This window comes from Roseospira goensis, from assembly GCF_014197795.1.
Lineage (GTDB): Bacteria > Pseudomonadota > Alphaproteobacteria > Rhodospirillales > Rhodospirillaceae > Rhodospira > Rhodospira goensis.
The window spans coordinates 71,107-87,681 of record NZ_JACIGI010000011.1 but is presented as its reverse complement, the minus strand read 5'-3'; the positions used below and the strand labels follow the sequence as shown (position 1 = coordinate 87,681).

Genomic DNA, 16,575 nt, shown 5'->3' with positions numbered 1-16,575 from the left:
CGGTCCCGGTCGGAGCCCCGACCAGGGGCACGCACTCGCCGCGACACCGATGGTGCCGCCGACCAGAAACGCCCGGCGATCAAATCGGACGGTCATCGCTGAACCCCGAGCGACGAGAAAACGACCCCATACAATCAGCCATAATCGTACGAAACACCTTGTTGATTAACAAGTTGAAATGGGTTCTTCACGCGCCGCCGCCTTGCGCGGGCGGCGAAGATCTAGGCGGCCCCAGGCCCCATGGTCCGGCGCGACCCGGATGCGATCGGTCCCGACACCGCGGTGACTTTGACGCCCTGGGTGCGACCGCCGGCCCGTTCATCCAATAGGCCCAGTCCCGGCCGTCGGATCGCCTTGGAGTCGCACCCATCGGCCCCCCGCGCCGCCGGCACGGCACCCGGCGCCAGGGCGCCGCCAGGATCTTGGACCGGCGGTGGAACGGCTCAGGATGTCCTTCGCCCGCGCCCAGACCGGTGGTACCGTGGAGGGTGGCGGCCCCTGGGGTCCCGTCAGGGCTCTGGTTGGCGGCGCCGCCGCGAGGGAGAGCGGACATGGACACCTCATCGCCCCGACGCGCCGTCGCGGCGGAGTCCTCCGAACGACCCGAGACGCCCGACTGGGCCGCCCTGGACACGGCCGCCGTGCTCGCCCGCCTGAACACGGACCCCGCCACCGGCCTGTCGCCCGCGGAGGTCGAGACCCGGCGCGCCCGCTATGGTCGCAACGCGCTGCCGGAACCGCGGCGCCGCACGGCGCTGATGCGCTTCCTGGCCCAGTTCAACAACGTCCTGATCTACGTCTTGCTGGTCGCGGCCGCGGTCACGCTGCTGTTGCAGCACTGGATCGACGCCGGCGTCATCCTGGCCGTGGTGGTCGGCAACGCCATCATCGGCTTCATCCAGGAGGGCAAGGCCGAACAGGCGCTGGACGCCATCCGCACCATGCTGGCGCCGTCGTGCACCGTGGTGCGCGACGGCGAGCGCCTGACCATGCCGGCCGAGGATCTGGTGCCCGGCGATATCGTGCACCTGGAGGGCGGCGACCGCGTCCCGGCCGACCTGCGCATCGTGGGCGGGCGCGAGCCGCGGATGCAGGAAGCGGTGTTGACCGGTGAGAGTGTGGCCACCGCCAAGGCCCCCGCCCCGGTGGCCCCGGGTGCGTCCCTGGGCGACCGCACCAGCATGGCGTTCTCCGGCACCTATGTCACCGCCGGCACGGCGCGCGGGGTGGTCGTCGCCACCGGCGCGGCCACCGAGATCGGCCGCATCAGCGACCTGGTCTCGGGCGTGCGCACGCTGACCTCGCCCCTGCTGCGCACCATCGACCGCTTCGGCGTGCGCCTGACCATCGCCATCCTGGCCATCGCCGTCGCCATGTTCCTGTTCGGCTGGCTGGTGCGCGACTACGCCTTCGTCGACATCTTCATGGCCGTGGTCGGGATGGCGGTCGCGGCCATCCCCGAGGGCCTACCGGCGGTGCTGACCATCACCCTGGCCCTGGGGGCGCAGGTGATGGCCCGGCGCAACGCCATCGCCCGGCGCCTGCCCGCGATCGAGACCCTGGGCTCGGTTTCCGTCATCTGCACCGACAAGACCGGCACCCTGACCAAGAACGAGATGATGGTGGCCCATGTCGCCACCGCCGACCACGACATCGCCGTCACCGGGGCCGGCTACGACCACGCCGGCACCTTTTACGTGGACGGTGTCGAGAGCCACGCCAAGACCCTGCCGATCCTGGAGGCGCTGGCCCGCGCCGGCGTGCTGGCCAGCGATGCCGGCGTGCATCCGGACGGCGACGGCTGGCGCGTGCACGGCGACCCCATGGAGGGCGCCCTGGTGGTGCTGGCGCGCAAGGCCGGCATCGACGTGGCGGCGCTGCGCCGGGCCGAGCCGCGCGTGGACGGCATCCCCTTCACCAGCGAACGGCGCTACATGGCCAGCCTGCACGACCATCACGACGGCGACAGCGAGGTGCTGGTCAAGGGCGCGCCCGACCGCCTGCTGGATCTGTGCCACGCCGAACGCACCGCGACCGGGGACCGGCCGCTCGACCGTGACCGCTGGACCGCGCGCATCGAGGCCATCGCGGCCGAGGGCCAGCGGGTGCTCGCCGTCGCCCTGCGCCGGCTGGACGGCCACCGCACGCACCTGACCGAGGCCGACGCCGAACGGGACTTGGTGCTGCTGGGCCTGGTGGGGTTGCAGGACCCGCCGCGGCCGGAGGCGGTGGCGGCCATCGCCGAGTGCCAGCGCGCCGGCATCCGCGTCAAGATGATCACCGGCGACCACGCCGTGACCGCCCGCGCCATCGCCCGCGAGCTGGGCCTTGTCGCGGTGGACCGCGCGCTGACCGGCGCCGAGCTGGACGCCATGAGCCCCGATGCGCTGCGGCGCGCGGTCGCCGACGTCGACGTGTTCGCCCGCACCAGCCCGGAAAACAAGCTGCGGCTGGTGGAGGCGTTGCAGGCCGACGGCGCCGTCATCGCCATGACCGGCGATGGCGTCAACGACTCGCCGGCGCTGAAGCGCGCCGACATCGGGGTGGCGATGGGCTGCAAGGGCAGCGAGGCGGCCAAGGAGGCGTCCGATCTCGTCCTCGCCGACGACAACTTCGCCACCATCGCGGCGGCGGTGCGCGAGGGCCGGCGGGTCTACGACAACCTCATCAAGACCATCCAGTTCATGCTCCCCACCAACGGCGGCGAGGCGCTGGTGCTGATCGCCTCGGTCCTGATGGGCTTCTCGATGCCGATCACGCCGGTGCAGATCCTGTGGGTCAACCTGGTGACCGCCGTCACGCTGGCGCTGACCCTGGCCTTCGAGCCGGGCGAACAGACCATCATGGCGCGCCCGCCGCGCCCGATGAAGGAGCCGATCCTGCCGGGCCGCCTGGTCTGGCGCATCGCCTTCGTCTCGGTCCTGTTCCTGATCGGCGTTCTGGCGATCTATCGGATCGCGCGCGGCCTGGGCGCGACCATTCCAGAGGCGCGCACCCTGGCGACCAATACCCTGGTGGTGTTCGAGATCGCCTACCTGTTCAACGTGCGGCGCTTCGGACGCGCCGGGCCGGGACGCGGCGTGCCGCCGATCACCCTGCCCGTCGGCGCCGCCGTGGCCACGGTGCTCGGCTTACAGGTCGCCTTCACCTATCTGCCGGGCCTGGACCTGCTGTTCGATACCCAACCGCTGAGTGCGGCGGCCTGGGGCGCGACCGCGTTGGCCGGGGTGGCGGTGTTCGGCATCGTGGAGGTGGAAAAGCGGATCGAGACCCGGATCCTGGGGCCACGCCGCCGCCCCGGCGAGACGGCCGCATCGGGCCCTCCCGACCCGTCTCGCTGACGTCGTGTATCGGCGGGGTCTCGGGGTCGGCGCTACCCGGCGGCGAAGGCGGCCAGCTCGTCCAGACAGCCCTTGCGACCACGCCAGGTTCCGGTGATGTCCAGCGCCAGTGCGTCCGGGGTATCGTTGTAGGCCGCCGAGAGGGCATCCCGGGTGGTGGCCAGCGCCCGCACCGACTGCGCCAGGTAGTTGCCGGGCGGCACCGGCCGCAGGAACGCCAGCGACAGGCCGCGCGGCGGGGCGGGGCCGCGCTCCACCAGCACGAAGCCGGCCAGGGCGTGGTGGGCGAAGGACGCGATGTGACCGCGCGGCGCCACGGTGGCGACGGCCCGCACAAGGGCCGCGCTGGCGGCCTGGGCGATGCCGTCGTGCCCCTTCAGGTTGTCGCGGAGCTGGTCGCGGTTGAGGCAGACATAGAGGTAGTAGACCCCGGCGCCGAACGCCGTCTCGGGCAGCACCTGGGGATGGGCGGCGGCGTCGCCCGGCGGCGCGTCGGGCGCGTCGGGCTCCTCGGGCGCGGACGTCAGGTCGCGTTCCACCAGTGCCCGGTGGGTGGTCACGGCATGGGCCACCTGGGCGGCCGGCTCGCGGGTGTAGGCGGGGTCGTCCTCCTTCATGCGCCCGAACACCGCCATGTCGGCGGCCACGTCGGTGCGACGCAGCGCGGACGCGGCCGAGGCGTCGATGGTCTCGCCGGCCAGCGCCCGATCGGCCAGCGCGAACGCCCCGGCCGTCTCCTGGGAACTGATCGAGGACAGCCGGCGCACGCTCGGCGCGGTGCCGTTGTCGCCGGCCTCCATGCGTCCGAAGACGTTGACGATGGCCCGCGTGACCTCATGCGCCCGGTCCTCGGCCATGTTCTTGGCCGTCAGGTAGGCATGCACCTCCTCGCCCAGGCGCTCGCGCCGCTCCTCCAGGTGCCCCGCCAGGGTCTCGGCGAAGGTCGGCGACGTGCGCCACGCCCGCGTCAGGCACTGGCTGGAGATGCGCAGCCGCGGCACCCCGCCCATCATCATGCGGGCCGGCCGTCCGGTGTGGTCGCTGCTCAGATTGGCGGCCGGGTAGAAGGTGAGCGCGTGAATCTGGACATAGGTACTCATACCGGGTCTCCGAAGAAGAACACGGCGGGTCCCGGGAGATGGCGGGGCGCCCCTCACGCGGTATCCGGCGCTCCGCCGCAGGCTTCGCTCCGTTGCCGTCCAGGGCCGGATCATGACAGGCAAATTGAGACACGGGAAGATCGCGTCTCACAATCACCGCCTGTTTGCACCATCTCCGATCGGTCTTGGACGCGCTCTGCTCTTCTGCGTGCCTTACTGTGTATTTACAATCAAGACTATATATTAGAGCCGATTTCGAACGTGAATCGGCTCTACATTATTGATTTTACAGCCGATTATCGCCACAAACCGAAATCGCGCCGCGATTCCGGCTTGTCGCAATCGGCTGTATGCTGGGTCGACACGCGCGGCATCGCCCCCCGGAGGCATCCGCGCCCGCGCCATCCCGACCGACGAACGCGCTTTCTCCGTCGGCCGGCCGATGCGACCCCACCGGCGCCGCGGCGCGGCACGAGCCGGCCGGGATCAGTCGGGGATCACCCGGTTGCGGCCGGTCCGCTTGGCCCGGTACAGCGCCTCGTCGGCCCGGTTGATCCACGTCTCCAGCGAATCGCCCACCCGCCAGCGCGCCACGCCCATGCTCATGGTCACCCGTCCGACGCCGTCGAACAGGGCATCGCCCACGGTACCGCGCAACGCCTCCGCCAGGCGGAGAGCGCCGTCCAGGTCGGTGCTGGGCAGGATGACCAGGAACTCCTCGCCGCCCCAGCGCACCAGCCGGTCGGTCTGGCGGATACGATCGCGCAGCCGGGTGGCCAGAGCCTGGAGGACGCGGTCTCCGGCGATGTGGCCGTGGCGGTCGTTGACCCGCTTGAAGTCGTCCACGTCGGCGAGGATCAGGGACAGCGGCCCGGTGTGCCGGCGGCACCGCAGGATCTCCCGCTCCAGCTCCTCGGCGCCCTTCTGCCGGCTGAGCGCGCCGGTCAGGGCATCGTGATTGGCCTTGCGTTCGAGTTCGGCCATCAGTTCGTGCTGGCGGGTGATATCGGTCAGCATCGTCAGCATGTACTCGGCGCCGCCGCTGGTGAAGCGGGTGCTGGTCCACTGGCAGACCAGGGTGCGCCCGTCCGTCAGCCGGAAGCCCATCTCGGTCGGCTCGCCGGGGGAGCGCGCCTCCACGTCGGCGAGGACCTGGCGGCGCGCCTCCTGGGTCTGGAAGAACCCCAGGTCGACGGTGTTGCGGCCGATGACCTGCGCGCGCTCCAGGCCCAGCGCGCGCAGGAACGCCATATTCACGTCGATGAAGCGCCCGGTCTCCGGCTCGGTGATGGCCATCAGCGTGGCGTTGTCGAGGAACACGCGCTCGAACTTCTCGCGCAGCAGGGACAGTTCGGAGAGATCCCGGCTGGAGGTGAACAGCGCCGGCGCATCGTCCCAGGTGCCCCGTACGACCCGGGTCTCCACCGGCACCGGTCGGCCGGCCCGATCGCCGAGTGTGAACGGCTCCGACTGCGAGCGCCCATCCAGGATGGCGCGAATGCGGTGGCGCTGCTGATACCGATGATGGCGCGACAGCAGCCGGATGACGCTGCGCCCGATCAACTGGGGCCGCGTCCACCCCAGGCGGCCGGTGACCGCGGCGTTGATCTCGCGGATGCGGCCGCGCTCGTCGAGCACGAGCAGCAGATCCTGGGAGAGTTCGAAGAACGCCTTGAGGTTCTCCAGGGTGCGGCGCTGCCGCATCTGCGCGGTGCGGCGCTCGGTGATGTCGTGCCCGACGCCGATGATGGCGGTGATGCGCCCCTGATCGTCCAGCACCGCGGTGTCCTGCCACGCCAGCCAGCGCCAGCCCCGCACGGTGAGGGCGCGCTGCTCCAGGTAAGCGGTGTGGGGCGGTTCGCGCAGGCGGTCCATCGCCGCCGCCGTGGCGGCCCGGTCGGCCTCGTGCACCAGCGGCATGAAGGTCTCACCTGTCAACTCGCCGGCGCTGCGGCCGAACAGCGCGCAGTAGGCCGGGTTGACGTACAGGAAGCGGTTCTCGGCATCGACCTTGACGATCAGGGCGGCCTGGTTCTCCGCGATCAGCCGGTAGTCGGTCTCGCCGGGACGTCGCGGCGAGGCGCTGCGCCCGTGCTGCGGCGCACCGTCGCCCAACAGGAGCACCCCGCTGGTGGTCCCGTCGGTCCCAACGATCGGCTCCAGAAGGAAGGTCTCCCCACCCGAGCCGCCGTCGGTCCCCGCGACGTCCCCGCGCCCGGTCACGACCTCGCCCGACAGGCCGGTGCGCACCACGTCGCGGGCCATCGTGACCACGGCCTCGGGCAGGGCGAGGTCGGACAGGCGGCAGCCGGCGACGCGCGGCGGCGTGCCGGCCGCCAGGGCCGCGAACGCGGAGTTCGCCCGCCGCAAGACCAGCCTGTCGTCCACCTCCGCCACCGGCCATCGGCTCTGTCGGAACACCGCTGCCAGCGTCCCGTCGGCGCCGCCTGCCGAGGCCTCGTCCGCAATCATCCTGTCCATGGCGCGCGGCGTCCTGTCGCGAGTGCGGCCCGAGACCACACGTATAACTAACGTAGCGCAGTCTCAAACCGCATTCGCTATTATTAGTGTATCTGCCCCCGGAAGGATAGCCACACGAAGGTCAGGGGAGAGGCTATGCCGTTCGGATGATACGGACGGTGCAATCCGGGTGCCGACCGAAACAGGCGCGCCTCTGGCCCCGCCGGCGCGGACGCTGTATGACGGCGCTCCGACACCCATCCTCTGCCCCGGAGACGGCCGACCGATGGCGGACTCCCTCCAGCCCCCCGTCTGGACCACGATCACCGACGCCGCCGCGCCCGCGCTGGCAAGCCGGCTTCGCTTTCCTGTGCGCGTGCGCGAGGCCACGCCCGACGGCCGTATCGGCCTGCCGGCGCTGGCCGACCTGTGCCAGGAGGCCGCCGCCGCCAATGCCGACCGGTTCGGCGAAGGCCTGGCCGACACGATGGCGCGCGGCGGGGTCTGGGTGCTCAACCGCGCCCGCTATGCGCTGCGGCGCTACCCGCGCCTGGGCGAGACCGTGAGCGTGGAGACCTGGCCCGGGGCGGTGGAACGGCGCGGCGCGGTGCGCCACTACCGTCTCGCCGTCGAGGGCGGTGGCGTGGTGGGCGCGGCGGTCTCCGTGTGGTCGCTGTTCGATCTGGCCACGCGCCGGCCGCTGGCCCATCCCGACGCCGTGCTGCGCGCGCTGCCCGCGCCGGGTCCCGCACTGCTGCCGGCACCGGCCGTGCCGGCCCCGCTGCCGGCCGACGCCGTGGCGGCGACCGCGCGTTATCCGGTGCACCCGGCGCAGGTCGACGTCTACGGTCACGTCAACCACACCCATCTGGTCGCCTGGGCCCTGGGCGAGGCCGGCGCGGTGACCGCGGCGCCGTTCCAGCCGGACGAGCTGATCATTGCCTTCCGGGGCGAATGCCCGCCCCACGGCGTCATCGAGGCCCGGCGCGACGCCGGCACCGGCGGTCGCGTCCGCAGCAGCCTGGTGACGGCCGCCGAGGGGCGCGACATCGTGCGCGCGGCGGCGCTCTACGGCCACCCCGGCGGCGACACGGCGGCCCCGATCGCCTGACCGCCCCGGCCGGCGGCCCTCTCCTTCCTTCGATGCCATCGGCGATCCGAGTCGCAGCCCGGCTTGGTCGCGCCCGCGCCCCGTCGGCCCGCCATGGGGCGGGCGGCCGCGCGCGCATTGGGCGGGTCGTCACGGACCCGGATCCCATTAGAGCAGACATGTTGCAGTGCAAGATAGACTTGCATGGTTCATAAGTATGAGCTGATTGCGGCCATGTCAGACATGGGGTACCGTTTCTGCCATGGTTCATGGCCGGCCCGCCGCGATCCGCGCGGCGCCGCCCCGCAGGGGGGCCGGCCGAACGGGGAGACGCGGTCATGGCCCGCCCCGAGTCCAGCGCCACCGATCCCACCGAGACCGGGCCCGCCGCCCGCAACCAGGGCAGCCGCGTGGCCGAGCATCTGGCCCGCGAGCTGTTCAGCGGGGCGCTGCACCCGGGCGACCTGCTGCCGCGCGAAGTGGATCTGGCCGAGAGCTTCGGCGTCAGCCGCGCCAGCGTGCGCGCCGGTCTGCAAAGCCTGACCGCGCTGGGCATCATCAGCCGCCACGCCGGCCTCGGCACGGTGGTGCGCGAGTACGGCGACTGGAACATCCTGGACCCGCTGGTGACCCGCTGGATGGCGGACTACGCCGCCCCCAACCCCGAGATCCTGCGCCAGATCTTCGAGTTCCGCCGCGCCACCGAGCCCTTCATCTCGGCCCAGGCGGCCGAACGGGCGAGCGCGCGCGACCTGGCCGCGATCGAGGAAGAGTTCCTGGGCATGGAGCGCGCCCTGGCCGAGGCCGCGCCGGGCCAGCCGCTGTCGCGCGCCTTCACCGAGCACGACGTGGGGTTTCACGCGGCCATCTACCGCGCCACGCACAACCTGGTCTGGTCGCAGCTCGCCCACATCCTGCGTCCGACCATCCTGATCGTCATCCGCAAGACCAACGACACCGCGGCGGAACTGCGCGACAGCCTGGAGCGCCACCGCCGCCTGCTGGAATGCATCCGCCTGCGTCAGCCCGAGGCCGCCTTCACGGCGGCCGTCCACGTCATGGCCCGGACCGGACAGGATCTGGGCCTGGAGGACGGGGGCACGACCGCGGACGCCGCCCTGCTCGCCCGCGCCTGGGCGAGCCCGGCCCCCGGCGCCGACAGGCCCGAGGCATAAGGGAGCCGGACCGCGACCGCCGGCCGGTGGTCGCGCCCCGGGTCCCGAACCGTGCACCATCTCCATGGGAGGACATGATGACCGTGCGCACCGTGACCCCGCTCCTGAAGGGCGCCGCCGGCGCCGTCCTGGGCGCGGCGCTGCTGGCCGCCCCGGCCGGCGCCGCCGACTACGAGTGGACCTTCCAGACCTCCGAGACCGCCGGCGAGCCGCAGTACAAGATCAAGCAGCAGTGGGCCGAAAACGTCGGCGTGATGTCCGGCGGTCGCATCAAGATCGAGATCCTGCCCACCGGCGCGGTGGTGCCGCACAACCAGACCCTGGACGCCGTCGGCAGCGGCATCCTGCAGGGCCACCTGACCGACCCGAGCTACTTCTCCGGCCTGAACCCGGCCTTCTCCATGCTGGGCAACCTGGTGGGCGCCTGGGGCGATCCGCTGGAGTTCCTGGAGTACATGCAGTACGGCGGCGGGGAAGAGCTGTATAACGAGCTGGTCAACCCCTACAACGTGCAGCTCATCGGCGCCGCCGCGACGGGCCTGGAGGCGTTCGTCTCCAAGAAGCCGATCCGCTCGGTCGAGGACCTGGAGGGCCTCAAGCTGCGCGCGCCCGAGGGCATGGTCTACGACATCTTCTCCAAGGCCGGCGCCACCCCGGTGAACCTGCCCGGCTCCGAGGTCTATACCGGCCTGGAAAAGGGCGTCATCGACGCCGCCGACTACACCGTGTTCTCCACCAACCACAGTCAGGGCCTGCACAGCTTCGCGCAGTATCCCAGCTATCCGGGCTTCCACTCGCTGCCGATGGTGGCGGTGTCGATCAACAAGGACATCTGGGACGGCCTGCCCGACGACCTGAAGGCGATCCTGGAGACCGCCACGGACGCCCTGGCCTATGACCTGGTGTTCAACCTGAAGGCCCTGGACCTGGAGGCGGTGCAGGAAGCCCGCGCCGATCCCGAGATCACGGTGGTCGACCTGCCGGCCGAGGAGCGCAAGAAGTTCCGCGCTATCGCTCAGCAGGAATGGGCCAACTGGGCCGAGCGCAACGAGCTGACCGGCAAGGTCTACGAGTCCGTGGTCGCCTTCCTGAAGGCCCGTAACCTTCTGTAGACCCCATCGGCCCTGACCCGGACCGAGTCCGGATCAGGGCCTCCGCCGCGGCGTGGCGCCGGCGCGGTCGCGCCGGTGGCCGACCGAACGAAGGGTGTCGTTCGGCGCGCGGCGCGATCCTCCGGCCGGTCCCGGGTGGCCCGTCGCGCGCCGCCCGGGGTCCGACCCGCGCGCCGGATGCCGTGCCGCGTCGGTGCGCGCCCCACCTTTGTCACGGGGGCTCGGTCATGTCCGACCCATCGTCGTTCCCGCCCAAATCCGTCCACATCCCGGAAACCCCGGAGCCCGACCCGCATCGCGCCGCCGAGGGGATCATCCGCACGCCCCTCGACCGCCTCATCGCGCGCAGCGCCGACGGCGTGGCCTGGCTGGTCTTCATCGCCATGGCGATCAGCGTCTTCGAGGTCATCATGCGCTATGTGTTCCACGCCCCCACGTCGTGGGTGCACGAGAGCACGGTCATGCTGATCGCGGCGCTGTTCGCCCTGGGTGGACCGGTGGCGCTGGCCCGCGACAAGCACATCCGGGTGCGGGTGATCTACGACGCGGTGCCCCCCCGCGTGCGGCGCTGGCTGGACGTGTTCAACAACAGCGTGATCCTGGCGTTCTGCATCGGCATGACCTATGCCGCCTGGCAGCTGTTCTACCGCGCCAGCCACAGCCCGACCGGCGCGATCCAGCTCGAACGCTCGGGCACCTCGTGGAACCCGCCGTTCCCGGCCTTCACCAAGGGCTTCATCCTGTTCGCGGTGGCCCTGATGACGCTCCAGGCCGCGTTGCACCTGATCCAGAGCCTGCGCGGCCACAGCATGCCGCGCGACGGGGAGGAACGGTGACATGGGCGGCCTCGGCATGAGCGACATGGGCATCGAGCTCGGCACCTATATTCTGGTGGGCAGCATCTTCCTGTTGCTGCTGACCGGGCTCCCCCTGGCCTTCACCACCGGCATGGTGGCGCTGGTCTTCACCTTCGGCTGGTTCGGCCCCAACGCGCTGCCGCTGGTCACGAGCCGGGTCTACGGCTTCATCACCGAATACTCGCTGGTGGCCGTGCCCATGTTCGTCTTCATGGCTTCGCTGCTGGACCGCTCCGGCATCGCCCGCGACCTGTTCAACGGCATGCGCGTGCTGGCCGGGCGCGTGCCCGGCGGCGTGGCCGTGCAGACGCTGGTGGTGGCCTTCTTCCTGGCCGCCATGTCCGGCATCATCGGCGGCGAGATCGTGCTGCTCGGCCTGCTGGCGCTGCCGCAGATGCTGCGCCTGGGCTACAACAAGCACCTGTCGATCGGCGTGGTCTGCGCCGGCGGCTCGCTCGGCACCATGATGCCGCCGTCGATCGTGCTGATCATCTACGGCCTGATCGCCAGCGTCTCCATCGCCGACCTGTTCACGGCCGCGATCACCCCGGCGGTGATCCTGATGCTGTGCTACATGGCCTACGTGCTGAGCCGCTGCTTCTGGAACCCGGCCATGGGGCCGCCGGTGCCGGAAGAGGAAGCGCACATGCCGTGGCGCGAGAAGCTGCGCGAGATGCGCCACATCGTGCTGCCGGCGATCATCGCCTTCATGGTGCTGGGGTCGATCTACGGCGGCGTGGCCTCGGTGACCGAAGCGGCGGCGATGGGGGTGTTCGGTGTGCTGGTGGGCATCGTGCTGCGGCGCGAGTTCTCGTTCGCCCTGATGCAGCAGGCCGTCACCCAGACCATCAACACCTGCGGCATGATCATCTGGATCGGCGTCGGCGCCGCCACCCTGGTGGGTGTCTACAACCTGATGGGCGGCAACCGCTTCGTCTCCGGCACCATTCTGGGCCTGGACATGGCCCCGGTGCTGATCCTGATGGTGATGATGCTGATCCTGCTGATCCTGGGCCTGTTCCTGGACTGGATCGGCATCGCCATGCTGTGTCTGCCGATCTTCGTGCCGATCGTCGAGCAACTGGGCTACGACCCGATCTGGTTCGGCATCCTGTTCGCCGTGAACATGCAGGTGTCGTTCCTGTCGCCGCCGTTCGGACCCGCCGCGTTCTACCTGAAGGGCGTGGCGCCGCCGAACATCACCCTCGTGGATATCTACCGCTCCGTGCTGCCGTTCATGGCGATCCAGATCGTCGTTCTGGCCCTGCTGCTGTTCCAGCCGCAGATCGCGATGTGGCTGGTGGATTGAGTCGGGCGGCGCGCCGGACCCACGGCGCGCCGGCCCTCCTGGGACGTGACATCATGCGCATTACCGCCCTGAAGACCTACCCCGTGCCGCCGCGCTGGCTGTTCCTGAAGGTGGAGACCGACGCCGGCCTCGTCGGCTGGGGCGAACCCGTCATCGAGGGCCGCGCCGCCACCGTCGCGGCCGCGGTGGAGGAGCTGTCGGACTACCTGATTGGGCGCGACCCGCGCCGCATCGAGGACATCTGGCAGACCCTGTACCGGGGCGGCTTCTACCGGGGCGGACCGGTGCTGATGAGCGCCATGGCCGGCATCGACCAGGCGCTGTGGGACATCACCGGCAAGGCCCTGGGCGCGCCGGTGCACGCCCTGATGGGCGGGCGGGTGCGCGACCGCGTGCGCATGTACGCGTGGATCGGCGGCGACCGCCCGGCCGACGTCGGCGCCCAGGCCCGGGCCGTGGTCGCGCAGGGCTTCACCGCCTTCAAGATGAACGGCACCGCCGAACTGGCCATCGTCGACAGCCACGCCAGGATCGACGCCGCCGTCGCCCGCGTGGCCGAGGCGCGCGCGGCCGTGGGACCGGACATCGGCATCGCCATCGACTTCCATGGCCGCGTGCACCGGCCGATGGCGAAGGTGCTGCTGCGCGAGCTGGCGCCGTTCCACCCGCTGTTCGTCGAGGAACCGGTGCTGCCCGACCACCTGGACCAGTTGCCGGCGATCACCCAGGGCCTGGGCTACCCCATCGCCACCGGCGAGCGCCTGTACCACCGCACCCAGGTCAAGCCGGTGCTGGACTCCGGTGCCGTGGACATCATCCAGCCCGACCTGTCGCACTGCGGCGGCCTGACCGAAGGGCGCAAGATCGCCGCCCTGGCCGAGACCTACGACATCGCGGTGGCGCCGCACTGCCCGCTCGGACCGCTGACCCTGGCGGCCTCGCTCCAGCTTGACGCGGTGGCCTACAACGCCTTCATCCAGGAGTTCAGCCTCGGCATCCACTACAACGTCAACTCCGACATCCTCGACTACCTGGTGGACCCGGCCCCCCTGACCGTGGGCGCGGACGGGTTCCTGCCGGTGCCGGAGGGGCCGGGGCTGGGGGTGGAGATCAACGAGGCGGTGGTGATCGAACGCGCCGCCGAGGGCCATCGCTGGCGCAACCCGGTGTGGCGCCACGAGGACGGGAGTGTGTCGGAATGGTAGACGAGGCGTCCCCCACCGGGCCGGGCACACCCCCGCCCGGTCACAACACCCCGATCGTCATCGACGAAGCCCACAACCCCTATCGCGACTGCATCCAGGGGCTCGCCAACGAACCCATCACCGTGGTGCGCCTGCTGCGCGACGCGGTCGAGGCGCTGCCCCCCGGCTCGCCGCTGACCCGGCTGGAAACCGTCACCCTGCCCGAGGTGGTCAGCCGCCTGGTCGCCAACCGGCCGCGCGTGGCCATCATCGCCGGCTCACCCGACCACCCGGCGCACCTGCTGGACCGCGCCCATGCCCTGATGGCGGCGGCGCGGGTGTGGCAGAACGGCGGCGTGCCGTTCCACTTCTCGGTGCCGGTGATCTGCGACGGCACGGCGCAGAGCAACATCGGCCAGAGCTATTCGCTGGCCTCGCGCAATCACACGTCGGCGGCGGTCAACATCAATTTCGAGGGCCACTCGTACCATGCCGCCTACGTGCTGGCGGGCTGCGACAAGTCGCCGTCGGCCATCATCGCCGCGCTGGCGGCGGCCGAGGTGGCGCGCCGCGCGCGCGGCAACCAGGCGCCGGTGTGGGCGGTGTTCGCGCCCGAGCACGTGCTGCGCGGCGGCACGGTGCCGGAGGGCACCCGGCGCGCCCTGCTGGACGTGGCGGAGGCCGCCGACGCCGCCGGTCACCACGACCTGGGCGCCGACCTGCGCGAGACCCTGCGCTACATCCTGCAATGCTCCTCCGACGAGGCCTTCGCCGGCCAGCTCGAACGCGCCGTCAACCTGGACCTCATCAAGCCGGTGGCCAAGCGCCGCCTGCTCGACCAACTCGCCGCCGCCACCTGCCACGAGGACGGCGGCATCTGCGCCTTCAACGGCACCGGCAACTCGTCGCGGACGATGATGGCGGCGCTCGGCCTGACCCCGCCAGAGCTGGAGCTGCTGACCGGGCTGCCGCCCCAGGAGGGCGTGGCCAAGGGGATCGACGGCCTGTTCGCCCTGTTCAACAAGCCCGAATACAGCGTGGTCTCGCTGCTGGCGGCCAACTTCGCCAACGTGGTCCGGATGCACGGCGCCACCGGCTCGTCGTCCAACATGCTCTTGCACCTGCCGTCGATCATGCGCCATGCCGGCTTCGACGTGACCATCGACACCTACCGCGCGATCCGCGACGCCACCCCGGTCCCCGAGGTGTTCGCCCACAGCCTGACGGAGGGCCGCGACACCTTCGCCCTGGCCCGGCAGTTCGCCCAGGGCGCCAACCGCGGCATGGAAAGCCTCTACGCCGTGCTGGCCCGGTTGGGTGTGCCGCTGGACCTGGACGCACCGACGGTGACCGGCGGCACCTGGGCCGCGCGCATCGCCGACCTGCGCGACCATCCGGTGGACGAGAGCCTGGGCGAGTCGGCCGTGATCCGGGCGCGGCCGATCCGCACCCGCTCCGGCGTCGAAGTGCTGGACGGCAGCTTCTTCGAGTCCTGCGTGGTCAAGATCTCGGGCCTCAGCGACGACCAGATCGCCCACTTCGACGGCCGCGTGCTGCTGGTGCGCCATTACGAGAACGAGCACGCGTGCAGCGCCGACTTCGCCGCCGCCGACCTGATGGAGCGCCTGCGCCGGACCGAGAGCCTGGACGCCGCCCTGCTGGGCGCGGCGGTGGCGGCCAACGGCGGCGCCGCCGCCCAGGGCCGCCAGGCGGCCGAGGACCCGGCCCTGTTCGGTGACCTGGTGGGCCAGGGGCTGCTCGCCTTCGCCTTCGTCATCGCCGGCCAGGGGCCGCTGGCCTATGGCATGCCGGAGATGTTCGCCCCGTCGCAGAACCTGCGCCATCACCGCCTGCTGGAGGCGTCCTCGATCCTGGTGACCGACGGCCGTTATTCCGGGGTGACCAAGGGACCCTGCCTGGGCCACATGGTGCCCGAGGCTTACCAGGGCGGCGGCATCGGCTACCTGCGCGACGGCGACGCGCTGCGCCTGGACCTGAGCGCCGGCCGGCTCGACCTGCTGGCGCCGGCCGCCTTCCGGGCCGGCCGCCTGGAGCCGATGGATCCGCACACCGACGCCGGCCGCACCGCCCTGTTCACCGAACGCTGGGACCGCATGGAGGCGCGCCGGCTGGAGATCGCCGCCTGCAATGTCATGGACGGCGTCTCCGATGCCAGCCGCGGCGTGGTGCCGATGGCCGTCGACCGCCGCGCCAAGAGACCCTACCCCGTGCCGAAGGCCACGAAGACATGACCGCTGATCCCACCCATGACGCCGCCTTCGAGGCCGCGTTCGCCGCCATGCCGCTGGTCGCCGTGCTGCGCGGCCTCACGCCGGACGAGGCGCTGCCGGTCGCCGATGCACTGGTGGACGCCGGCTTCACCCTGCTGGAGGTGCCGCTCAACTCACCCGAACCGTTCGAGAGCATCGCCCGCCTGCTGGCCCACTGTCCGCCGGGGGTGATGGTCGGCGCCGGCACCGTGCTGACGCCGGAGGACGCCGGCCGCCTGGCCGCGCTCGGCGCCGGCCTGATGGTGACCCCGAACACGGATCCGGGGGTGATCGACGCCGGCGTGCGGGCCGGGCTGGTGCCCCTGATCGGCTGCATGACGCCGACCGAGGCGCTGCTGGCGACCCGCCACGGCGCCACCGTGCTGAAGGTGTTCCCGGCCGCGCGGCTGGGGCCGGATTACCTGAAGGACATCCGGGCGGTGCTGCCCCGGGGCACCCGGCTGATCCCCCTGGGCGGCATCGACGTCTCCCGCATGGCCGCCTTCCACGCCGCCGGGGCCGACGGCCTGGGCATGGGCTCCAACCTGTACAAGCCGGGTCGCCCGGCCGCCGAGGTGGGCGCCATCGCGCGCGACCTGGTGGCGGAGTGGCGCCGCCTGACGGCGGGGTGAGGCGGCGCGGCGGCGTTCGGCGCCGTGCGGGCGAGGGAGGGGGGC

General features: G+C 71.4%; 11 protein-coding genes. 9 read left to right on the top strand and 2 right to left on the bottom strand.

Annotated features, from left to right (window positions below; all coding sequences use genetic code 11):
- Positions 1 to 551: 551 nt before the first annotated feature.
- Positions 552 to 3,341, top strand: coding sequence for an HAD-IC family P-type ATPase (locus GGD88_RS08465; protein ID WP_184434131.1), 2,790 nt, complete (start codon positions 552 to 554; stop codon positions 3,339 to 3,341).
- Positions 3,342 to 3,373: 32 nt separating this feature from the next.
- Here the strand turns inward: GGD88_RS08465 and cas7e are convergent, their stop codons facing one another.
- On the bottom strand, positions 3,374 to 4,441 hold the full coding sequence (gene cas7e / locus GGD88_RS08460) for a type I-E CRISPR-associated protein Cas7/Cse4/CasC (RefSeq protein WP_184434127.1): 1,068 nt from the start codon (positions 4,439 to 4,441) through the stop codon (positions 3,374 to 3,376).
- A gap of 486 nt (positions 4,442 to 4,927) precedes the next feature.
- Complete coding sequence (locus tag GGD88_RS08455) at positions 4,928 to 6,922, bottom strand: sensor domain-containing diguanylate cyclase (RefSeq protein WP_184434124.1); 1,995 nt, start codon at positions 6,920 to 6,922, stop codon at positions 4,928 to 4,930.
- 265 nt (positions 6,923 to 7,187) lie between these two features.
- Here GGD88_RS08455 and GGD88_RS08450 point away from each other — a divergent pair, with 265 nt between their 5' ends.
- The 8 genes from GGD88_RS08450 (at position 7,188) to GGD88_RS08415 (ending at position 16,530) form a co-directional block, all read left to right on the top strand.
- On the top strand, positions 7,188 to 8,012 hold the full coding sequence (locus tag GGD88_RS08450; RefSeq protein ID WP_184434121.1) for an acyl-[acyl-carrier-protein] thioesterase: 825 nt from the start codon (positions 7,188 to 7,190) through the stop codon (positions 8,010 to 8,012).
- Between the two features lie 317 nt (positions 8,013 to 8,329).
- Positions 8,330 to 9,166, top strand: coding sequence for a FadR/GntR family transcriptional regulator (locus tag GGD88_RS08445; RefSeq protein WP_184434118.1), 837 nt, complete (start codon positions 8,330 to 8,332; stop codon positions 9,164 to 9,166).
- Between the two features lie 74 nt (positions 9,167 to 9,240).
- A complete protein-coding gene (locus GGD88_RS08440) occupies positions 9,241 to 10,278 on the top strand; it encodes a TRAP transporter substrate-binding protein (RefSeq protein WP_221237066.1) in 1,038 nt (345 codons plus the stop codon).
- Positions 10,279 to 10,505: 227 nt separating this feature from the next.
- The gene (locus GGD88_RS08435; RefSeq protein WP_184434112.1) at positions 10,506 to 11,114 is read left to right on the top strand and encodes a TRAP transporter small permease subunit; all 609 of its coding nucleotides are present in this window, start codon (positions 10,506 to 10,508) and stop codon (positions 11,112 to 11,114) included.
- Between the two features lies 1 nt (position 11,115).
- Positions 11,116 to 12,444, top strand: coding sequence for a TRAP transporter large permease (locus tag GGD88_RS08430; protein ID WP_221237065.1), 1,329 nt, complete (start codon positions 11,116 to 11,118; stop codon positions 12,442 to 12,444).
- 53 nt (positions 12,445 to 12,497) lie between these two features.
- Positions 12,498 to 13,649 carry a galactonate dehydratase gene (gene dgoD / locus GGD88_RS08425; protein WP_184434109.1) on the top strand — a complete coding sequence of 384 codons (1,152 nt, stop codon included), beginning with the start codon at positions 12,498 to 12,500 and terminating at the stop codon, positions 13,647 to 13,649.
- Positions 13,643 to 15,880 (top strand): dihydroxy-acid dehydratase domain-containing protein, encoded by a 2,238-nt coding sequence (locus GGD88_RS08420; RefSeq protein WP_184434106.1) that lies wholly within the window; start codon positions 13,643 to 13,645, stop codon positions 15,878 to 15,880. Before dgoD ends, GGD88_RS08420 begins: the two co-directional genes overlap by 7 nt.
- Positions 15,877 to 16,530, top strand: a complete 654-nt coding sequence (locus tag GGD88_RS08415; RefSeq protein WP_184434103.1) for a 2-dehydro-3-deoxy-6-phosphogalactonate aldolase — start codon at positions 15,877 to 15,879, stop codon at positions 16,528 to 16,530. Before GGD88_RS08420 ends, GGD88_RS08415 begins: the two co-directional genes overlap by 4 nt.
- The last annotated feature ends 45 nt before the right edge of the window (positions 16,531 to 16,575 follow it).